The organism is Phycicoccus ginsengisoli, assembly GCF_054779295.1.
In genome coordinates, this window is sequence record NZ_BAAGYN010000002.1 from 94,764 (window position 1) to 113,973 (window position 19,210).

Annotated in this window: 21 protein-coding genes; 11 read left to right on the forward strand and 10 right to left on the reverse strand. The window is 71.7% G+C overall.

All coding sequences use genetic code 11. The annotated features are described in order from the left end of the window. Positions 1 to 23 precede the first annotated feature (23 nt). Positions 24 to 1,190 carry a glycerate kinase family protein gene (locus tag ACYVDO_RS03065; RefSeq protein WP_460932757.1) on the forward strand — a complete coding sequence of 389 codons (1,167 nt, stop codon included), beginning with the start codon at positions 24 to 26 and terminating at the stop codon, positions 1,188 to 1,190. Positions 1,191 to 1,286: 96 nt separating this feature from the next. After that, on the forward strand, positions 1,287 to 1,673 hold the full coding sequence (erpA, locus tag ACYVDO_RS03070) for an iron-sulfur cluster insertion protein ErpA (protein ID WP_460932758.1): 387 nt from the start codon (positions 1,287 to 1,289) through the stop codon (positions 1,671 to 1,673). 90 nt (positions 1,674 to 1,763) lie between these two features. Here the strand turns inward: erpA and ACYVDO_RS03075 are convergent, their stop codons facing one another. The 3 genes from ACYVDO_RS03075 to ACYVDO_RS03085 all read right to left on the reverse strand — a co-directional run bounded on the left by ACYVDO_RS03075 (position 1,764) and on the right by ACYVDO_RS03085 (position 3,512). Further along, positions 1,764 to 2,294: a hypothetical protein gene (locus tag ACYVDO_RS03075; RefSeq protein WP_460932759.1), complete on the reverse strand. Its 531-nt coding sequence runs from the start codon at positions 2,292 to 2,294 to the stop codon at positions 1,764 to 1,766. Then, entirely contained in the window at positions 2,291 to 2,641 is a 351-nt protein-coding gene (locus ACYVDO_RS03080; protein WP_460932760.1) for a PadR family transcriptional regulator, read from the reverse strand. Before ACYVDO_RS03080 ends, ACYVDO_RS03075 begins: the two co-directional genes overlap by 4 nt. Positions 2,642 to 2,753: 112 nt before the next feature. Beyond that, positions 2,754 to 3,512 carry a flavodoxin family protein gene (locus ACYVDO_RS03085; protein ID WP_460932761.1) on the reverse strand — a complete coding sequence of 253 codons (759 nt, stop codon included), beginning with the start codon at positions 3,510 to 3,512 and terminating at the stop codon, positions 2,754 to 2,756. Positions 3,513 to 3,582: 70 nt separating this feature from the next. On the opposite strand from ACYVDO_RS03085, the gene ACYVDO_RS03090 reads away from it, so the two are divergent. Further along, the gene (locus ACYVDO_RS03090; RefSeq protein ID WP_460932762.1) at positions 3,583 to 4,569 is read left to right on the forward strand and encodes a carbohydrate kinase family protein; all 987 of its coding nucleotides are present in this window, start codon (positions 3,583 to 3,585) and stop codon (positions 4,567 to 4,569) included. Positions 4,570 to 4,572: 3 nt separating this feature from the next. Then, positions 4,573 to 5,262, forward strand: a complete 690-nt coding sequence (aat, locus tag ACYVDO_RS03095) for a leucyl/phenylalanyl-tRNA--protein transferase (RefSeq protein ID WP_460932763.1) — start codon at positions 4,573 to 4,575, stop codon at positions 5,260 to 5,262. A gap of 10 nt (positions 5,263 to 5,272) precedes the next feature. On the opposite strand, the gene ACYVDO_RS03100 is transcribed toward aat, so the two are convergent. After that, positions 5,273 to 5,509 carry a sulfurtransferase TusA family protein gene (locus tag ACYVDO_RS03100; RefSeq protein WP_460932764.1) on the reverse strand — a complete coding sequence of 79 codons (237 nt, stop codon included), beginning with the start codon at positions 5,507 to 5,509 and terminating at the stop codon, positions 5,273 to 5,275. Further along, positions 5,506 to 6,687: a cysteine desulfurase family protein gene (locus tag ACYVDO_RS03105; RefSeq protein ID WP_460932765.1), complete on the reverse strand. Its 1,182-nt coding sequence runs from the start codon at positions 6,685 to 6,687 to the stop codon at positions 5,506 to 5,508. Before ACYVDO_RS03105 ends, ACYVDO_RS03100 begins: the two co-directional genes overlap by 4 nt. A gap of 171 nt (positions 6,688 to 6,858) precedes the next feature. On the opposite strand from ACYVDO_RS03105, the gene ctaC reads away from it, so the two are divergent. The 5 genes from ctaC to ACYVDO_RS03130 all read left to right on the forward strand — a co-directional run bounded on the left by ctaC (position 6,859) and on the right by ACYVDO_RS03130 (position 12,458). Beyond that, complete coding sequence (gene ctaC / locus ACYVDO_RS03110) at positions 6,859 to 7,680, forward strand: aa3-type cytochrome oxidase subunit II (protein ID WP_460932766.1); 822 nt, start codon at positions 6,859 to 6,861, stop codon at positions 7,678 to 7,680. Then, positions 7,680 to 9,479, forward strand: coding sequence for an aa3-type cytochrome oxidase subunit I (gene ctaD / locus ACYVDO_RS03115; protein ID WP_460932767.1), 1,800 nt, complete (start codon positions 7,680 to 7,682; stop codon positions 9,477 to 9,479). The genes ctaC and ctaD overlap by 1 nt, the downstream gene beginning before the upstream one ends. Positions 9,480 to 9,481: 2 nt before the next feature. Then, the gene (locus tag ACYVDO_RS03120) at positions 9,482 to 9,883 is read left to right on the forward strand and encodes a cytochrome c oxidase subunit 4 (protein WP_460932768.1); all 402 of its coding nucleotides are present in this window, start codon (positions 9,482 to 9,484) and stop codon (positions 9,881 to 9,883) included. Between the two features lie 305 nt (positions 9,884 to 10,188). Further along, positions 10,189 to 11,409 (forward strand): L,D-transpeptidase, encoded by a 1,221-nt coding sequence (locus ACYVDO_RS03125; RefSeq protein WP_460932769.1) that lies wholly within the window; start codon positions 10,189 to 10,191, stop codon positions 11,407 to 11,409. 11 nt (positions 11,410 to 11,420) lie between these two features. Beyond that, entirely contained in the window at positions 11,421 to 12,458 is a 1,038-nt protein-coding gene (locus ACYVDO_RS03130; protein WP_460932770.1) for an alkaline phosphatase family protein, read from the forward strand. Between the two features lie 155 nt (positions 12,459 to 12,613). Here the strand turns inward: ACYVDO_RS03130 and ACYVDO_RS03135 are convergent, their stop codons facing one another. From ACYVDO_RS03135 to ctaE, 5 genes are all read right to left on the reverse strand, one after another. After that, positions 12,614 to 12,958, reverse strand: a complete 345-nt coding sequence (locus ACYVDO_RS03135) for a metallopeptidase family protein (RefSeq protein WP_460933401.1) — start codon at positions 12,956 to 12,958, stop codon at positions 12,614 to 12,616. Between the two features lie 163 nt (positions 12,959 to 13,121). Next, on the reverse strand, positions 13,122 to 14,879 hold the full coding sequence (qcrB, locus tag ACYVDO_RS03140) for a cytochrome bc1 complex cytochrome b subunit (protein ID WP_460932771.1): 1,758 nt from the start codon (positions 14,877 to 14,879) through the stop codon (positions 13,122 to 13,124). Continuing rightward, a complete protein-coding gene (qcrA, locus tag ACYVDO_RS03145; RefSeq protein WP_460932772.1) occupies positions 14,876 to 15,970 on the reverse strand; it encodes a cytochrome bc1 complex Rieske iron-sulfur subunit in 1,095 nt (364 codons plus the stop codon). Before qcrA ends, qcrB begins: the two co-directional genes overlap by 4 nt. 73 nt (positions 15,971 to 16,043) lie before the next feature. Continuing rightward, a complete protein-coding gene (qcrC, locus tag ACYVDO_RS03150) occupies positions 16,044 to 16,826 on the reverse strand; it encodes a cytochrome bc1 complex diheme cytochrome c subunit (RefSeq protein WP_460932773.1) in 783 nt (260 codons plus the stop codon). Between the two features lie 64 nt (positions 16,827 to 16,890). After that, on the reverse strand, positions 16,891 to 17,571 hold the full coding sequence (ctaE, locus tag ACYVDO_RS03155) for an aa3-type cytochrome oxidase subunit III (RefSeq protein ID WP_460932774.1): 681 nt from the start codon (positions 17,569 to 17,571) through the stop codon (positions 16,891 to 16,893). A gap of 100 nt (positions 17,572 to 17,671) precedes the next feature. On the opposite strand from ctaE, the gene ACYVDO_RS03160 reads away from it, so the two are divergent. Further along, positions 17,672 to 18,124 (forward strand): response regulator, encoded by a 453-nt coding sequence (locus ACYVDO_RS03160; protein ID WP_460932775.1) that lies wholly within the window; start codon positions 17,672 to 17,674, stop codon positions 18,122 to 18,124. A 3-nt stretch (positions 18,125 to 18,127) separates the two neighbouring features. Next, positions 18,128 to 19,186, forward strand: a complete 1,059-nt coding sequence (gene trpD / locus ACYVDO_RS03165) for an anthranilate phosphoribosyltransferase (protein ID WP_460932776.1) — start codon at positions 18,128 to 18,130, stop codon at positions 19,184 to 19,186. The last annotated feature ends 24 nt before the right edge of the window (positions 19,187 to 19,210 follow it).

Below are 19,210 nucleotides of genomic sequence, written 5' to 3' on the forward strand. Positions count from 1 at the left end.
CGTGCCGCCGGTAGCCTCGTCGCGTGCACGTCGTCATCGCCCCTGACTGCTTCACCGGCACCCTCACCGCCCAGCAGGCGGCCGAGGCGATGGCCCAGGGCTGGCGCGAGGTCGCACCCCGCGACCTGCTCACCCTCGTGCCGCTCTCCGACGGGGGTCCCGGCTTCGTCGACGTCCTGGCGGGTGCCCGGCCCGAGGCCGAGACGGTCGTGGTGACGGTCGCCGACCCGCTGGGCCGGGACGTGCCCGCCGCGGTGCTCCTCGTCGACACGGAGGGCTCGCGCACGGCATACCTGGAGTCCGCCCAGGCGGCCGGGCTGCACCTGCTCGCCGCCGACGAACGCAACCCTGCGGTGACGAGCACGTGGGGGGTCGGTCAGCTGCTCGACGCCGCCCTTGCGGCGGGTGCCACGAGGATCGTCCTGGGCCTCGGCGGAAGCGGCACCAACGACGCCGGCGCGGGCATGCTCGCCGCCCTGGGGGTCGGGGCGGCCGAGGAGCTGGCCCGCGGCGGCCTGCCCCTCGCCGACATCGGCGACGACGCCCTCGGCGGCATCGAGGCCGCCCGCAACCGGTTCGCCGGGATCGAGCTGGTGCTGGCGAGCGACGTCGAGTCACCGCTGCTCGGGCTGCAGGGCGCCTCGGCCGTCTTCGGGCCGCAGAAGGGTGCCTCGCCCGAGCTGGCCCAGGCGCTGGAGGCGGCCCTCGGCCGGTTCGTCGAGGTGGTCCGCCGCACCGTGCCCGAGCAGACCGACCTGCTGACCGGCAAGCCACGACGCCTCGACAAGGAGCCCGGCGCCGGCGCGGCGGGCGGGCTCGGCTACGCCCTCTACCTGCTCGGCGCGACCCGGGTCAGCGGGGTGGCCGAGGTGCTGCGCGCCGTCGGCCTGCGCGACCTGCTCGCGGCCGCGGACCTGGTGGTGACGGGGGAGGGCAGCTTCGACTGGCAGAGCCTGCAGGGCAAGGTCGTCGCCGGCGTGGCCGGCCTCGCCCTGGAGACCGCCACGCCCAGCGTGGTCATCGCGGGGCAGACCCTCGTCGGGCGCCGTGAGGCGATGACGCTGGGCCTGTCGGGGTCGTATGCCGTGGCCGAGACCCCGGAGCAGGTGGAGGCCGCGATGGCCGACCCGGTGGGCACCCTCGCGCGCCGCACCGCCCGGGTGGCGGCCACCTGGTCACCCCAGCGCTGAGGACGACGTACAGTGGAAGCGGCGCGGGGAACATTTCGCGCCGACCGCAGGTTGGCCCCAGTGGCCCACCTCCCCGACCATGAAGGACGCATCACCATGAGTGTTCAGGACCAGACCGCTCCGGCCGCGACCGAGACGGCCGCCGAGGTCGAGCAGGCGCACGGCGTGCAGCTCACCGACGTCGCCGCCGGCAAGGTCAAGTCCCTGCTCGAGCAGGAGGGTCGTGACGACCTTCGCCTGCGCGTGGGCGTGCAGCCCGGTGGCTGCTCCGGCCTCATCTACCAGCTGTACTTCGACGAGCGCACGCTCGACGGTGACCTGGTGCGCGACTTCGACGGGGTCGAGGTCGTCGTCGACCGGATGAGCGCCCCCTACCTCGAGGGCGCCACCATCGACTTCGCCGACACCATCGAGAAGCAGGGCTTCACCATCGACAACCCCAACGCGGGCAGCTCCTGCGCCTGCGGCGACAGCTTCAGCTGAGCCGACCGGACCCGGGTCCACCGGGTCGGTCGTGACGAAGGGCCCCGCACCAGCCGGTGAGGGGCCCGTCGTCGTGCCGGGACGACCGACTCAGGCAGGCATCGCGCCCGTGCGGCGGTGGAGCAGCGGCCGCCACGGGGCGGCGGCGAGGACGAAGACCACCAGGCTGACCAGCAGCACCGTCAGCGGCAGCACCCCCGCCATCGACACGGGGTCACCGCCCGCACCGAACTCGGCGCTGGCCTCCGGCACGAGGGGTGGTACCGAGCCGGTGACGGGCCGGCCGGTCACCCCGCTGGCCCGCACGCCCTGGACGAAGCCGAGGACCGAGAAGGCCCACACCAGCTGCAGGACCACCCCCGTGGCCAGCGCGACGTAGGCGCCGAACGCCCAGCGCGGCCGGCCCCGGTAGGCCTCGGCCACGGCATACGCCAGCGCCCTGGGGGAGCCGATCGCGAGCAGGGCGCGCGTCGTCCCCTCCTGCGCGGCCGCCTCCTCGAGGTTGGCCCGTAGCTCCGTGCGCAGCTCCTTGCGCCGCCGCCCGGGCACCCCCCTGAAGTCCATCCAGAAGTCGTACCGGGACAGGGCCCAGGCGATGCGGGCACGGTCGACGATCCTCATGCGGTGTCCCCCTCGGTGGTGGGCGGTGCGGCGCCCGTGACGGTGTCGACGGCCGCGACGAGCGACCGCCAGGCCCGGCCCCGGGTGGCCAGCTCGGCCACGCCTGCCGGGGTCGTGCGGTAGTACTTGCGGGTCGGCCCGGACGCCGACGGCACCAGGTGCGACTCGAGCAGGCCGGCCGACTCCAGCCGGGTGAGCGCGGGGTACACCGTGCCCTCGGACAGGTCCTCGAAGCCGGCGGCCTTGAGCCGCGTGACGATGCCGTAGCCGTATCCCGGCTCCTCGCGCAGCACGCTCAGCAGGAGCAGCGAGAGCACTCCCTTGAGCATCTGCGGGTCGTGGGGCACGGAACCAAGGTACGTCAGGTACCTGGCTTTGCCAAGTACCAGCCCGGATGGCTTGCCAACGGCCTTAGCGGTTGCCCTGCCACGTGCCTCCGGGCTCGTCCGAGGACTCCGGTCAGCGGTACTCGGGGTTGGGGGCGTCGAACCGGTCCCCGGCGTCCCAGGCCACCCGCTGGTTGCCACCGACCGGGAAGCCGCCCGCCACCCGGAACATCGCCGCGAGGTGCATGAGGTTCCAGGTCATGAAGGTGGTGTTCCGCCGGGTGAACTCGTTCTGCGGGCCACCGCTGCCCTCGTCGAGGTATGACGGGCCCGGGCCGGCCTCGCCGATCCACCCGGCGTCGGCGCCCGGCGGGATCGTGAAGCCGATGTGCTGCAGGCTGTAGAGGATGTTCGAGGCGCAGTGCTTGATGCCGTCCTCGTTGCCGGTGATGATCGCGCCGCCGACCTTGCCGTAGTAGACGTACTGCCCGGCGGCGTTCGTCATCGACGACCCGCCGTAGAGCCGCTCGATGACCCGCTTGGTGACGCTGGAGTTGTCGCCGAGCCAGATCGGCCCGGCGAGGACGAGGATGTCCGACTCGAGGATCTCCGCGAAGATCGTCGGCCACTCGTCGCGGTCCCACCCGTGCTCGGTCATGTCGACGTACACCCCGGTGGCGATGTCGTGGTCGACGGCCCGGAACTCGCGCACGTCGACGCCGTGCGCGCGCATGATGCCCGTGCTGACGTCGATGAGCCCCTGGGTGTGGCTGCGCTCGGGGGAGCGCTTGAGCGTGCAGTTGACGAACGTCGCCCGCAGGTCGCTGAAGTCCACCTCCTCGAGTGCCCCCGCCGCCGTCTGCGTCCCCGTCCCTGCCCCCGTGTTGGTCATGGGGAGACTGTCCACCGCCGGGCCGCCGGCCGCAACGGCAGACCCCACCGAGAGCAGGTAGGTTTCCCGTGTGCAGATAGCCGTCACCGGGTCCATCGCCACCGACCACCTCATGACCTTCAAGGGGAGGTTCCGCGACTCCCTCGTCGTCGAGCAGCTCGACAAGGTCTCGCTGTCCTTCCTCGCCGACGACCTCGAGGTCCGCCGTGGGGGAGTGGCGGCGAACATCGCCTTCGGCATGGCCAACCTCGGCCAGCGACCCATCCTCGTGGGTGCGGTCGGCGAGGACTTCGCCGACTACCGCAGCTGGCTGGAGCGGCACGGGGTGGACTGCACCTCGGTGCACGTCTCGGAGTCCAAGCACACGGCCCGGTTCGTCTGCACGACCGACGAGGACATGGCCCAGATCGCCACCTTCTACGCCGGCGCGATGAGCGAGGCGCGGGCGATCGAGCTCGGCCCCATCGCCGAGCGCGTCATGGGCCTGGACCTGGTGGTCGTCGGCGCCAACGACCCCGAGGCGATGCTGCGGCACACCCGGGAGTGCCGCTCGCGGGGGATCCCGTTCGCGGCCGACCCGAGCCAGCAGCTCGCCTTCGCCGACGGCGACACCATCCGCCAGCTGATCGACGGCGCCGACTACCTGCTCACCAACGAGTACGAGGCGGCCCTGACCGAGCAGAAGACCGGCTGGAGCTCGGAGGAGATCGCTGCCCGCGTCAACACCCGAGTCGTCACCAAGGGCAAGGACGGCGTGACGATCGAGCGCAAGGGCGAGGACCCCGTGCACGTGGACGTCGCCCGCGAGGTGCGCCGGGCCGACCCCACCGGTGTCGGTGACGCGTTCCGTGCCGGCTTCCTCACCGGCCTCGCAGCCGACCTCGGCCTGCGCCACGCCGCCGAGCTGGGCTCGATGCTGGCCACCTACGTCATCGAGACCGTCGGCACGCAGGAGTACACCCTCGGCAAGGCGACCTTCCTCGGGCGCCTCGCCGAGGCGTACGGGCAGGACTCCGCCGACGCCATCGAGCCGCACATCGCCTGCGTGGCTCCCTGACCGGTGACCGCCCCCGAGCCCGTCGAGCCCCTGCCGAGCGGCTGGGTCTTCGACCTGTCCGGGGTCGACGAGGGGGAGGACCTCGTCGCCGTCGGGGGTGACCTGCGGGCCGGCACGATCCTCGAGGCCTACCGCACCGGCGTGTTCCCCATGGGGCTGGGCGACCAGGGCGCTCGTCCGATGGGGTGGTGGTCGCCCGACCCCCGGGGCGTCCTGCTCCCCGGCGGGCTGCACGCGAGCCGGTCGCTGCGCAGGGCGTTGCGGCGCTTCGAGGTCCGGGTGGACACGGCCTTCCGCGAGGTGGTCGAGGCGTGCGCGGACCCGGCCCGCGAGGGTCGGTGGATCACCGCGGAGGTCGCCGACGCGTACACCCAGCTGCACGCGCTCGGCTGGGCGCACAGCATCGAGACGTGGCAGGACGGCGAGCTGGTGGGCGGCCTCTACGGCATCGGCGTGGGCGGGCTGTTCGCCGGCGAGTCGATGTTCCACCGCGTGACCGACGCCTCCAAGGCCGCCCTGGTCGCGATGGCCGGCCACGTCTTCGCCGACGGCGACCCGCGCCGCATCATCGACGTGCAGTGGGCGACCGACCACCTGCGCACCCTCGGCATCGTGAGCATCCCGCGCTCGGAGTACCTGCGCCGGCTCCGCGATGCCCTGGCCCTCGACCCGCCCTCGTTCACCGTCCCCTAGCCACCGTCCCCTAGCGCGGCGGTGCCTCGACCCGGACGCGGTATGCCGTGTGGTCACCGGCGTCCAGCGCGCCGAGGAACGTGTGGCCCCGCATCCGGCACCAGGCCGGCACGTCGGCCCCGGCCGCGGGGTCGGTCGCCCACACCTCGAGCTCGGCGCCGGCTGCCGCGTCGCGCGCCCGCTCGGCCAGCCGGATCACCGGCAGCGGGCAGCGCAGCCCCCTCGCGTCGACGACGCCGTCCGTCACAGCCGCCCTGCCCCCAGCTCGTCGCGCACCCGCTGGACCGCCCCGGGCAGCACCTGCGTGAACGCGGCGACGGCGGCGGCCCGGTCGGGGTCGACGGCGGCCAGGGGCAGGGTGAGGCGCACGTTGCCGTGGGTCAGCGCCCCCATGGCCGCCAGGACGTGGCTCGGCTCGAGGGTGCTGGCCGTGCAGGCCGAGCCCGACGCGACGGCGAAGCCCGCCCGGTCGAGCTCGCGCACGAGCGCCTCGCCGTCGGCATACAGGGCGGAGAAGGTGAGGACGTGCGGGAGCCGGCCCTCGGGGTCGCCCACCACGTCGACGTCGGGCAGCCGGGCAGCCGCCGCGCGCAGCTGCCGCACCAGCTCGAACGCCTCGGCGGCGTCCTGCTCGCGCACGGCCTCCGTCTGCTGCCACGCCTCGGCCGCGGCGAGGGCGAGCGGCACCCACGGGGTGTGGCGCGTGGGACCGTGCAGGCCCGCGTCGGGATCGGTGGCGCCCGGCAGCTGCCAGCGGGTGGCCTCGGGGACCACCAGGACCCCGAGGCCACCGGGACCGCCCCACGACTGCGCGTCGCCGGCGAGGACGTCGTAGGCAGTCGGGGGCGCGACCCGGCCCAGGGCCGCCTGGGCGTCGACCGCGAGGGGCACGCCGGCCGCGCGGCAGAGGGCGTGGGCCTCCTCGAGCGGCTGGAGCGTGCCCACCTCGCCGTTGGCCTGCTGGAGGGCCGCGGCGACCGTGCCCGGCCGGGCGAGCGCGCCACGCCACGCGTCGAGGTCGACCCGGCCGAGCCGGTCGACCGGCACCTCGGCGAAGCGGTCCGGTTCACCGGCGTGTACGGCGTCGTGCCGGCCGGGGACGAGCACGGCCGAGTGCTCCACAGCCGAGGCGACCGTCCGGGCGCCGCGTCGGCGCGCAGCGTGCCGCAGCCCCTCGAGCATCCACCGGACCGCGGTGGGGCCGTCCGGGGCGAAGGCGACCTCGGCGGGGCGGACCCCCAGGCCGGCGGCGATGACCTCACGGGCCTGGTCGAGCATGCGCCGGGCGGCCCGCGCCTCGGCGTGCAGCCTCCGGGGGTCGGCCCAACCGGCGTCCACGGCGGCGACCAGGGTGGCCCTCGCGGCCGGGTGCAGGGGGCCGGGGGCGGCATCGAGGAGCACGCGTCCGGAAAGGGGTCTCGCCACACCCCGACCGTAGCCGCACCCCGACCCGACTTCGCCCTGCGGCTGGAGTAGGGTTTGGCGCGAATGGCCCATCACTGCTTCGAAGAAGGTGCACCGTTGCGTCAGCACGACGTCTCTGCGCCGCGCCCCCCGCGCCGGCGGACAGCTCTCCGCAGGTCCACCGTGGGTGTCGTGGCCTCCCTGCTGGCGCTCACGCTCTCGGGCTGCGCCGGCCGTGTCCAGGACGGCTTCCTGCCGCGAGCCGCCACCCAGGGTGGCGAGCGCGTCACGACCCTGTGGAACGGCGCCTGGATCGCCGCCCTCGCCGTCGGTGTCCTCGTGTGGGGCCTCATCCTGTGGTGCGTCGTGGTCTACCGCCGGCGCAAGGACGACACCGAGCTGCCGGTCCAGCTGCGCTACAACGTGCCGATGGAGATCCTGTACACGATCGTTCCGGTGTTCATGATCGCCGTGCTCTTCTACTACACCCAGCGTGACGAGTCGGCCCTGCTGGACACCAGCAAGCACCCCGACGTGGTCGTGAACGTGGTCGGCAAGAAGTGGTCCTGGGACTTCAACTACGTCAACGAGGACACCTACGAGAGCGGCACCCAGGCCGAGCTCACCGGCAAGCCGGGCGCGGAGGCGTCGCTCCCCACGCTCTACCTGCCGGTGAACAAGCGGACCGAGTTCGTGCTGACCTCTCGTGACGTCATCCACTCGTTCTGGGTGCCGGCCTTCCTGCAGAAGCTCGACATGATCCCGGGCCGGGTCAACAAGTTCCAGGTCGTCCCCACCGAGACCGGTGACTTCAAGGGCAAGTGCGCCGAGCTGTGCGGCGCCTACCACTCGCAGATGCTCTTCAACGTCAAGGTCGTCGACCAGGCCACCTACGACGCCCACATCGCCGAGCTCAAGGCCAAGGGCAACACCGGTCAGCTCGACAACAGCCTCAACTCCGAGCGGATCATGAACAACCAGAAGACTCTCGTCCCGAGCACAGGGAGCAAGTGATGGCAGCGGCCACCGAGTCCACGGCGGGTACCTACCTGCGCTCGACGCAGGCGACGTCGACGCGCAAGCTCACCAAGGGCCAGACCGTGGTCAAGTGGATGACCACGACCGACCACAAGGTGATCGGCAACCTGTACTTCATCACCTCGTTCATCTTCTTCATCTTCGGCGGCATCCTGGCCCTGCTGATCCGGGCGGAGCTCTTCGAGCCGGGCCTGCAGGTGGTGGACAACCCCGAGCAGTACAACCAGCTGTTCACGATGCACGGCACGATCATGCTGCTGCTGTTCGCGACGCCGCTGTTCGCCGGGTTCGCCAACGCCCTCATGCCGATCCAGATCGGGGCGCCGGACGTGGCGTTCCCGCGGCTGAACATGTTCGCGTACTGGCTGTACCTCTTCGGTGGCCTGATCGCCTCGGCCGGGTTCCTGACCCCCTCCGGGGCGGCGTCGTTCGGGTGGTTCGCCTACGCGCCGCTCTCGGACGCCTCGAACAGCCCTGGCCTCGGCGGTGACCTGTGGGTCTTCGGCCTGGCGCTCGGTGGGTTCGGGACCATCCTCGGTGCGGTCAACTTCATCACCACGATCATCTGCATGCGCGCGCCGGGCATGACGATGTTCCGGATGCCGATCTTCACCTGGAACATCCTGATCACGTCGCTGCTGGTGCTGATGGCGTTCCCGGTGCTCGCCGCCGCGCTGCTGGCGCTCGGGGCCGACCGCAAGTTCGGGGCTCAGGTGTTCCAGCCGGAGAACGGTGGGCCGATGCTGTGGCAACACCTGTTCTGGTTCTTCGGGCACCCGGAGGTGTACATCATCGCGTTGCCGTTCTTCGGCATCGTCACCGAGATCCTGCCCGTCTTCTCCCGCAAGCCGGTCTTCGGGTACAAGACGCTCGTCTTCGCGACGATCAGCATCGCGGCCCTGTCCGTGACCGTTTGGGCGCACCACATGTACGCGACCGGCCAGGTACTGCTGCCGTTCTTCGCGGTCATGACGATGTTGATCGCGGTGCCGACAGGGGTGAAGTTCTTCAACTGGGTCGGCACGATGTGGGGCGGCAAGCTCACCTTCGAGACTCCCATGCTGTGGTCGATCGGCTTCCTCGTCACCTTCCTCTTCGGTGGCCTCACCGGCGTCATCCTGGCCAGCCCCGCGCTGGACTTCCACCTCTCGGACAGCTACTTCGTGGTGGCGCACTTCCACTACGTGGTGTTCGGCACGGTGGTGTTCGCGATGTTCGCCGGGTTCTACTTCTGGTGGCCCAAGTTCACCGGGCGGATGCTCGACGAGAAGCTCGGCAAGATCCACTTCTGGATGCTGTTCGTCGGGTTCCACACCACGTTCCTGATCCAGCACGTGCTGGGGGTGGACGGGATGCCGCGCCGGTACGCCGACTACCTGCCCGAGGACGGGTTCACCTGGATGAACCAGGTCTCGACGTACGGGTCGTTCCTGCTCGGGGCCTCGACGCTGCCGTTCCTCTACAACGTGTGGAAGACCTGGCGCACGGCCCCGCTGGTGGAGACCGACGACCCGTGGGGCTGGGGTGCCTCCCTGGAGTGGGCGACCTCCTGCCCGCCGCCGCGGCACAACTTCGACGTCATCCCCCGGATCCGCTCCGAGCGGCCCGCGTTCGACCTGCACCACCCCGAGGCGGCGCCGTTCTCGTCGCTGCCGGCCGACCTCGACACCCTGAGCCGGATCATCGGCCCGGCCCAGGGCGAGGGACCCCACGCCCACCACACCGGTGAGCTCGACCACGACACCCACGCCCGATTCCACGAGGAGCGCGACTGAGCATGAAGATCGAGTTCAAGCTCTTCGTCATCCTGGCGGTCTTCTTCGCCCCCGTCGCGCTCATCTACGGCATCTTCACGCACTGGCACGAGCCCGTCGGCACGGCGGGACTGTTCCTCTCGGGTGGCCTCGGCGCGATGATCGCGTTCTACCTCTGGGCCACGGGACGCCGGCTGCCCGAGCGCCCGGAGGACAACCCGGCGGGTGAGATCGCCGAGCAGGAGGGCGAGTACGGCTTCTTCAGCCCGCACTCCTGGTGGCCCCTCCCGCTCGCGGGCGCTGCCGCCGTGTGCTTCCTCGGCCTGGCCGTCGGCTGGTGGCTGTTCATCATCGGCGCGGCGTTCGGCGTCGTCGCCCTCGTCGGGTGGACGTTCGAGTACTTCAAGGGGCCGCACGCCGTCTGACCTGCGTCGACGTCCCCCGAGGCGGTGCCGGACCCGGAAGGGGTGCGGCACCGCCTCGCTCGCGTCGAGGGACCGGCGCGGTCAGCGGGTACCATGGTGTCGTCGGTCCGCGCCAGCGGACCGTCTGCATGGGGGCCTGACGCGGTCGTGACCGCCTGGCCGATCACAGGCGCAGGGAGCCAACCAACCGGGGCTGCCGAGCGTCTGACGGAGTGGACCGGGCGCCTGCGCCCGGCCCGCGAGACAGGACACGAACCGCGAGGAGCGCGCCCCAGGGCGCGAGCACAGGAGTGGCAGTGGTGGGTATGACTCTCGGGGCCCGACGACGGCTCGTCGCCGCGGCGATGCTGGTCACGGCGGCGACGCTCGTCGCCGGGTGCTCCGGCACCCCCAGCAGCCCGTCGACCGACAACGTGGCGGGCAGCCCGTCCTCCTCGTCGTCGTCCTCGAGCACCGCACCGGTGGTCCCCGCTGACCTCGCGGTGCAGCCCACCGACGGCGCCACCGGCGTCCTGCCGAGCCAGCCCGTGGTCGTCGAGGCCAAGTCCGGCACGTTGGAGTCCGTCAGTGTCAAGGACGCCCAGGGCCGGCCGCTCGAGGGCTCGCTCGAGGGCAGCACGTGGACCTCCACGGGGCGCCTGGCACCGGACAGCACCTACACGGTCTCGATGACGGCGGCCGGGTCCGACGAGAGCCCCAGCACGAGCACCTCGACCTTCCGCACGCTCAAGCCCGCGGTGACCGCGACCTACGGAATCCTCTACTCCGGCCAGACGGTGGGCGTGGGCATGCCCGCCTCGATCCAGTTCGACTCGCCCGTGACGACCCCGGAGCAGCGGGCCGAGGTCGAGAAGCTCGTCTCGGTCACCACCTCGCCCAAGGTCGAGGGGCACTGGGGCTGGCTCGACAGCCGCCAGCTCATGTGGCGCCCGAAGACCTACTGGAAGCCCGGCACCAAGGTCACGATCACGGCGCCGCTGAGCGGCGTCCAGACCGGTCCGGGCAAGTGGATCGCCAACGACGACAGCGCCAGCTTCACGGTGGGCTCCTCGACGATCTCGACGGTCGACATCAAGCGGCACGTGATGACCGTCCGGCAGGACGGCCGCGTGCTGCGGACCATCCCGATCAGCGCCGGTCGTCCCGGCCCCCAGACCGAGACCCGGTCCGGCATCAAGGTCATCATCCGCAAGGAGGGGACCGTGGTCATGGACTCGAGCACCATCGGCATCAAGAAGGGCCAGCCCGGCTACTACAAGATCAAGACCGAGTCCGCCATGCGCGTCACCTGGACGGGGGAGTACCTCCACTCGGCGCCCTGGTCGGTCGGGTCGCAGGGCAGCTCCAACGTCAGCCACGGGTGCGTCAACATGTCGCCGAGCGAGGCGGCCTGGATGTACTCCATCTCCAAGGCCGGTGACGTCGTGGTCTTCACGGGCTCGAGCCGCGTCTTCCAGCCCACGGAGGGCATCGGCGTGTGGCAGTACTCCTACGCCAACTGGGTCAAGCAGAGCGCGCTGGCCTGAGGCGCCTCGCCATGACCCGGCCGCCCGGGTTCCGGCCCCTCAGCCGGGTGCTCGTGCTGGTGGCCCTGGCCGCCCTCGTGGCGACAGGGGGCTGCAGCGCCGGTCCGGGCGGCACCGGGGGTGGTGGCACCACGGGGTCGAGTGCCGGTGCCGCTCCCGCGACCGGCTCGGGCCCGACGAGGGCGACGAGCACCGGGTCGTCCGTTCGCCCGTCCTCCGGTGGGTCGACCCCGGCGCCCACCTCCGACGCCGCACCCTCCGGTGGCGCCGTGGTGGCCACGAAGCTGCTCGTCGTGGTCATGGAGAACCACTCGCTGGCCCAGATGCGGGCGGCGATGCCCTTCACCTCCCGCCTGGCCCAGCGGTACGGGTACGCCACCGACTACCGCGCCGTGCGGCACCCCTCGCTGCCGAACTACCTGGCGATCGCGTCGGGAGGCACCCACGGGGTGGGGGACGACGCCTCCCCGGCGGAGCACCCGCTCCCCGGGGCGACCGTGTTCGGCCGGGCGCTGGCGGCGGGGTCGACTGCCGCGGTGTACGCCGAGGGCATGACGCAGCCCTGCGAGCAGGAGCCTCACGGTCGGTACGCCGTGAAGCACAACCCGTGGGCCTACTTCCCGGCCGAGCGCAGCCAGTGCCGGCAGCTCGACCTTCCGCTGTCCGCCCTGCCCGCGGCGATCGCGCAAGGCTCCCTGCCGGCTGCGGGGATGCTCGTGCCCGACCTGTGCCACGACGCCCACGACTGCTCGCTCGCGGTGGCGGACGCGTGGTTCCGGGAGTGGATGACCCGCATCGAGGCGGGCTCGGACTGGCGCTCCGGACGACTGGTCGTGGTGCTGACCGCGGACGAGGACGACCGCTCCTCCGGCAACCGCGTGCTCACGGTGGTCGCACACCCGGCGCTGCACCACGTCGTGGTGACGACACCGCTCGACCACTACTCGCTGACGCGGTTCTACGCGGAGGTGACCCGCACCGCACCGCTGGGGCGGGGAGCGGAGGCACCCTCGCTGGCCGCCGCCTTCGGCGTGCCCGTCCGGCCGTGACCGCTGCCGCGGGCACCTGGGTCGGAACCGAGGGCGGCGCGGGAGCCGCGCCCTGCCCGGAGTCGGGCCCTGCCCGGAGTCGGGCCCTGCCCGGAGTCGGGCCCTGTGCGGAGGCGCGCTCGAAGGTGCGGCCGGCTCACGGTGGCAGCCGTGGATCAGCCCCAGCCCAGCTCGTGCAGCCGCTCGTCGTCGATCCCGAAGTGGTGGGCGATCTCGTGCACCACGGTGACGGCGATCTCCTCGACGAGCTCGTCCCTCGTGGCGCACATGCGGCTCAGCGGACCGCGGAAGATCGTGATGCGGTCGGGGAGCGCGCCGGCGGCCCATGCCTCGCCGCGTTCGGTCAACGGCACCCCCTCGTAGACCCCGAGCAGGTCGGCGTCCTCCCGCGGGGGCTCGTCCTCGAGGAAGATCACGACGTTGTCCATCAGCCGCAGCAGCTCGGGCGGCACGCCGTCCAGGGCGGCATCCACCGCCTGCTCGAACTCGGCTCGTCCCATCTGCACCACCGGCTCAGCCTCGCACGTCCCCCGGGTGGGCCCGACACCGGCGGCGCGGGAGCTCCACCGACCACTGCCGGCCCCAGGAAGGGCACCAGAACGCCGTGTGCCGCCCGCTCGAGGTGAGCGGGCGGCACACGGCGTCGGTGGGCCGGTGCGGGCGTCAGGGACGCTGCGGCGGCTTCCGGTTGGCGGTCTCCAGGCCGGGGCGGGTCTCCTGCTCCTGCGGAGCCGCCTCGATCGCCTCGCGCTCGTGGCCGTCGTGGTGCGCGGCAGCGAGCTGCTCCGGGGTGACCGGGTCGATCCGGTCGTTGAAGTAGAACCGTGACAGGGCGGCGCGAGCGCGGTCCTTGCGGGCGGTGGGGGAGGCCACCCCGTGCTCGTCGGTCGGCGCCTCGAGCTGCAGGACCTGGTGCGCGTCGTGCTGCACGAGGTTCCACCGGGTGTACGCGTCGAGTGGCTCGTGCTGCTCGAAGAACTGGCCCTCCGCGGTGCGGATGATCCGCCCGGTCTCGCGACCGTGCAGCACCAGGTCGCGGTCGCGGCGCTGCAGCGACAGGCAGATCCGCTTCGTGACCCAGAACACGATGACCGGGGCGATGAAGAACGACGCCCGCAGGATGTGGGTGATGTCGTTGATCGACAGGTGCAGCTTGATCGCCATGAGGTCGTTGCCGGCGGCGAACATGAGCACGCCGTACATCGTCATCGCCGCCATGCCCAGGCCCGTGCGGGTGGGGTTGTTGCGGGGCCGGTCCAGCAGGTGGTGCTCACGGTCGTCGCCGGTGACCCACTTCTCCAGGAACGGGTAGGCGCCCATCAGCCCGTACATGACCGGGATGAGCAGGATGGCGCCGATCATGACGTTGAAGCTGAAGGTGAACCCGAACGCGGTGAACTCCAGCCAGCCGGGCAACAGGCGCAGTGCGCCGTCGGCGAAGCCCATGTACCAGTCCGGTTGCGACCCCGCGGTGACGGGGGAGGGGTCGTACGGCCCGTAGGCCCAGATCGGGTTGATCGTGACCAGCGCGGAGATGAGGGCGATGACACCGAAGACGATGAAGAAGAAGCCACCGGCCTTCGCGGCGTACACCGGCATGACCGGGTAGCCGACCACGTTGTCGTTGGTGCGTCCCGGGCCGGGGTACTGGGTGTGCTTGTGCACGAACACCAGCCCGATGTGGGCGGTGAACAGGCCGACGAGGATCGCCGGCAGCAGCAGCACGTGCACGGCATACAGGCGCGGGATGATCGCCTCACCCGGGAAGGCGCCGTCGAAGACGAAGTACGACAGGTACGAGCCGATGACGGGCACCGAGCGCATGAAGCCCTCGGCCGCGCGCAGGCCGGTGCCCGAGAGGAGGTCGTCCGGCAGCGAGTAGCCGGCGAAGCCCTCGATCAGGGCCAGCATCGACAGCATCGTGCCGATGACCCAGTTGATCTCACGCGGCTTGCGGAACGCGCCGGTGAAGAACACGCGCAGCATGTGCACCGACAGCGCGATGATGAACATCAGCGCGGCCCAGTGGTGGATCTGCCGGATCAGCAGCCCACCCTTGATGTCGAAGGAGATGTCGACGGTCGAGCGGTACGCCTCGGAGACCGTGACCCCCCGCAGCGGCAGGTACGAGCCGTCGTACACGACCTGGCCGGCGCTGGGCACGAACCAGAAGGTGAGGAACGTGCCCGAGAGCAGGCAGATGATCATCGAGTACATGGCGACTTCGCCGAGCATGAACGACCAGTGGTCGGGGAAGACCTTCTTCAGCAGGTAGCCGAAGGGCTTCGCCGCACCGGTGCGGTCGTCCAGCCAGCCCGCGACACCGCCGACGGCCTTCAGGCCGTCGGGAGGGGGTGCCTCGTGCTTCGGGTCGTCGGCGCGGAGCCGGTCGGCGCCGCGCGCGGTCGATGTGGTGCTCATGCGTGTCCACGCTCCCAGAAGCTCGGGCCGACCGCCTCGCGGAACGGGGAGTCGGCCACCAGGTATCCCTCGGAGTCCACTGTAATCTTCAGCTGTGGCAGCGGCCGCTTGGCCGGGCCGAAGATCACCTTGCAGTCGTCGGTGACGTCGAACGTCGACTGGTGGCACGGGCACAGCAGGTGGTGCGTCTGCTGCTCGTACAGCCCGACCGGGCAACCGACGTGGGTGCAGATCTTGGAGTACGCGACGATGCCGTCGTGGCCCCAGTCGCGCTCCTTCTGCGGCTTGATGTCCTCGGGGTTGAGGCGCATCAGCAGGACGGCGGCCTTGGCCTTGTCCTCGAGCACGTGCTGGGAGTCCTTGATCGACTCGGGCAGCACGTGGAACACCGACCCGATGGTGACCTGGTCGGCGCGGATGGGCGTGCGCTCGGGGTCGCGGACGAGCCGGTCGCCCTTCTTCCAGATGGTCTTGGACAGCTCGTCCTTGGGCAGCGGGCCGAGCCCACCGATCAGGGGCAGGACCAGGGCGATCGGCGGCAGCGCGAGCGCCCCGGCGAGCGAGAACTTGATGAGCGGGCGTCGCCCGATCTGGGACTTGCCGCCCTCGCCGACGAAGTTGTCGACGGCCCGCTGGCGGTCGGCGTCACTGGCCCGCTGGGGGTGGCGCTCCTCGACCATCTCGGTGTCGGGCATCAGGGTCTTGGCCCAGTGGACCGCACCCACGCCCACGCCCAGCAGGGCCAGGGCCAGGCAGACGCCGAGCACGACGTTGTACAGGTTGGCCTTGCCGATGCCGGGGATGAACGCGACGTGCTCGGGGTCGATCGCGAAGTAGGCCACGACGAAGGCGATCGTCGCGAGGCTCGAGAGGCCGAACAGCGTGGCCACCTGGCGCTCGGCACGCTTGGCCGCCTTCTCGTCGAGGTCGCTCATCCGTGCGACGTGCGGCGGCAGGCCCGGGTTGTCGAACCGGGCGGGCAGGCCGCCGGTGCCCTCGATGTGGCCCTGGTCGAGCCGGACGGCGTTCGCGCCGTAGCCGTCGCCGTCGCTGGGGACGACGTCGCCGCGGGGCGTGTCGTGTTCGCTCATCGTGTCGTCGATCCCGTCGAGTCGCAGGAGTGGGGTGCGGGGAGCGGCCGGTCGGCCGGGGCGGTCAGGCCGGTCATGCGGCCTTCTTCCCGAGCCACACGGCGAAGGCGACCATGAGCCCGAGGCCGAAGACCCAGGCGAACAGTCCCTCGGAGACCGGGCCGAGGTTGCCGAGGTTCATCCCACCGACGTTCTCCTCCTTGTCGACCGCGTGGAGGTAGGCGACGATGTCGTTCTTGCTCTGCGGGGAGATGTTCTGGTCGTTGAAGACCGGCATCGACTGCGGGCCGGTGACCATGGCCTCGTAGATGTGCTTGCCCTCGACGTTGCGCAGGCTCGGGGCGTACTTGCCGCGGGTGAGCGCACCGCCGGACCCGGCGAAGTTGTGGCACATCGCGCAGTTCACGCGGAACAGTTGGGCGCCCTTGGCGACGTCGCCACCCTCACCGCTGGAGTACTGCGCGTCCGGCACCGCCGGCCCGGGGGCCAGCGAGGCGACGTACGCGGCCATCGCGGAGATCTCGTCCTGGTTGAACCGGACCTGGGCCCGCGGGGCCTGCACGTTCGGGCCGGCCAGCGGCATCCGGCCGGTGCCGACCTGGAAGTCGACGGCGGCGGCGCCCACGCCGGCGAGGGTGGGGCCGGCCTTGGTGCCCTGGGCCTGTAGCCCGTGGCAGGTGGCGCAGTTGGCGAGGAAGAGCTTCTTGCCCTGCTCGACCTGGTCCGCGGAGGCGGTCGCGGCGTTGGCCGCCTTCGGGGCGAACGCGGAGTAGGCCAGACCTGTGACGACCAGGCCCAGCAGGATCAGCAGGGCGATGGCGGCCGGGTGGCGGCGACGGGCGGCCAGAGCGTTCACGGTGCGTTCCTGTCGGTGTGGGCGGGAGCGGCGGGGGACATGACGGGTGGTCGGGGTACCGGGGTCACTTCAGCAGGTAGATCGTCGCGAACAGCGCGATCCACACCACGTCGACGAAGTGCCAGTAGTAGGAGGTCACGACGGCGCCGGCGGCCTGGGCATGGCTGTAGTGCCGGGTCGTGAACGTGCGGCCGATGATGAGCAGGAAGGCCAGGAGGCCACCGGTCACGTGCAGCGCGTGGAACCCGGTGGTCAGGTAGAAGACCGAGCCGTAGGCGCTCGAGGACAGCGTGATGTTCTCGTGCACGAGCTCGGAGTACTCCAGCACCTGGCCGGACACGAAGATCGCGCCGAAGAGGTAGGTGAGGACGTACCACTCGCGCATGCCCCAGTTCTTGATGTCGAGCAGCCTCGCGTCGCCCCGGTGCGCCTTGCCGTGCTCGGCCGCGTGGACGCCCAGCTGGCACCACACCGAGGAGATCACGAGGATCAGCGTGTTGACGCTCGCGTACGGGACGTTGAGCACGCTGGTGGACGTCCGCCACAGCTCGGGCTCGACGGAGCGGATCGTGAAGTACATCGCGAACAGGCCGGCGAAGAACATCAGCTCGCTCGCGAGCCACACGATCGTCCCGACCGACACCATGTTCGGTCGGGACACCGGTCCGTGTCCGGGGATGCTCGCCGCGCGCGAGGGTTCTGAAGTCACTGCGGATGCTGTCGCCACGGTCGCCATTATGGCCACATTCGCAACGCGGCACACCGGGGGCCCCCCGTGAGGTGCGACTCGGGCCCCGGACGGGCACCGCGCGGGGGTCCGGAACCACACCGGTAGCATCGGGCGCATGACCGCTCCGCCCGCCCCCGCAGCCGACGCAGCGACCTCGTCGGCCTCCTCGGCCCGCCAGATCTCGGTGCTGCTCTACAGCGACGACCGCACCACCCGCGACGCCGTCCGCGTCACCGTGGGCCGGCGTCCGGCCCGCGACGTCGAGGTCACCTCGTGGCGCGAGTGCGCCACGGCTGCCGCGGTGCTCGAGGCGGTCGACAGCACCCGGTTCGACGTGCTGATCCTCGACGGCGAGGCCGCCCCCACCGGTGGCCTGGGGCTGTGCCGCCAGCTCAAGAACGAGATCTTCAACTGCCCGCCCGTCCTCGTCCTCACCGGACGGCCGCAGGACGGCTGGCTCGCCACCTGGTCGCTCGCCGACCTGGCCGTGCCGCACCCGCTCGACCCGGTCGCGCTGGCGGACGCCGTCGCGCAGCTGGGTCGCGGCGGCCGCCCGACCGCAGCCTGACCCGTGGAGGCCCCGGTTCCGGCTTCCCCGACGTGGCCGGACCTGCTCACCGAGCTGATCGCGGGTCGCGACCTCACCACCGACCAGGCTGCCTGGGCGATGGGCGAGGTGATGCGTGGCGAGGCGTCCCCGGTGCAGCTCGCCGGGTTCCTCGTGGCGCTGCGGGCCAAGGGGGAGACCGTCGACGAGCTGCGCGGCCTGGCCGACATGATGCTTGCCCACGCCAACCCGATCGAGGTCCCGGGCCCCAGCCTGGACATCGTCGGCACGGGCGGCGACCGCTCGCACACGGTCAACATCTCGACGATGTCCTCCATCGTCATCGCCGCGAGCGGCGTCCGGGTGGTCAAGCACGGCAACCGTGCGGCCTCGTCGTCCTCCGGTTCCGCCGACGTGCTCGAGGCCCTCGGGGTGGACCTGACGCTGCCCCCGCAGCGGGTGGCCGAGGTCGCGCTGGAGGCCGGGATCACCTTCTGCTTCGCGCAGACGTTCCACCCCGCGATGCGGCACGCGGCCGCGGCGCGCAGCGGGCTGGGCGTGGCCACGGCCTTCAACGCCCTCGGCCCGCTGACCAACCCCGCCCGCCCGACGTATGCCGCGGTGGGGGTCGCCAATGCCGGCCAGGCGCCGCTCATGGCCGGGGTGTTCGCCGGCCGGGGTACCGACGCCGCCGTGTTCCGTGGTGACGACGGGCTCGACGAGCTCACGTTGGCGACCACGTCGCACGTGTGGTGGGTGCGCGGCGGCCGGGTCGTCGAGCGCACCCTCGACCCCGAGCAGCTCGGGCTGGCGCTGCAGCCCGTCTCGGCGCTGCGGGGCGCCGACGCGGCCCACAACGCCCAGGTGGCGCGCGACGTCCTCGCCGGCAGCCGGGGCGCCCCGCGGGACGCCGTGGTGCTCAACGCCGGGCTGGCGCTGGCCCTCACCGAACCGGACCGGGGACCGGCGGACGCCGACTTCGTGGCGCAGGTCCGCGCCGGCATGGACCGCGCCGAGCACGCCCTGGACTCGGGGGCGGCGCTGCAGCGGCTCGACGCCTGGGCCAGCGCGACACGCCGCTGACGCACGGCAAGCCGGCGTGTCCAG

Excerpts from the sequence above, each read along its gene's own strand:
- ACYVDO_RS03135 (WP_460933401.1), bottom strand. The coding sequence starts at position 12,958 with ATGGGACGAGCCGAGTTCGAGCAGGCGGTGGATGCCGCCCTGGACGGC.
- ACYVDO_RS03075 (WP_460932759.1), bottom strand. The coding sequence starts at position 2,294 with ATGAGGATCGTCGACCGTGCCCGCATCGCCTGGGCCCTGTCCCGGTAC.
- ACYVDO_RS03085 (WP_460932761.1), bottom strand. The coding sequence starts at position 3,512 with ATGACCAACACGGGGGCAGGGACGGGGACGCAGACGGCGGCGGGGGCA.
- ACYVDO_RS03120 (WP_460932768.1), top strand. The coding sequence starts at position 9,482 with ATGAAGATCGAGTTCAAGCTCTTCGTCATCCTGGCGGTCTTCTTCGCC.
- qcrB (WP_460932771.1), bottom strand. The coding sequence starts at position 14,879 with ATGAGCACCACATCGACCGCGCGCGGCGCCGACCGGCTCCGCGCCGAC.
- erpA (WP_460932758.1), top strand. The coding sequence starts at position 1,287 with ATGAGTGTTCAGGACCAGACCGCTCCGGCCGCGACCGAGACGGCCGCC.
- ACYVDO_RS03125 (WP_460932769.1), top strand. The coding sequence starts at position 10,189 with ATGACTCTCGGGGCCCGACGACGGCTCGTCGCCGCGGCGATGCTGGTC.
- ACYVDO_RS03130 (WP_460932770.1), top strand. The coding sequence starts at position 11,421 with ATGACCCGGCCGCCCGGGTTCCGGCCCCTCAGCCGGGTGCTCGTGCTG.
- ACYVDO_RS03160 (WP_460932775.1), top strand. The coding sequence starts at position 17,672 with ATGACCGCTCCGCCCGCCCCCGCAGCCGACGCAGCGACCTCGTCGGCC.
- qcrA (WP_460932772.1), bottom strand. The coding sequence starts at position 15,970 with ATGAGCGAACACGACACGCCCCGCGGCGACGTCGTCCCCAGCGACGGC.
- ctaD (WP_460932767.1), top strand. The coding sequence starts at position 7,680 with ATGGCAGCGGCCACCGAGTCCACGGCGGGTACCTACCTGCGCTCGACG.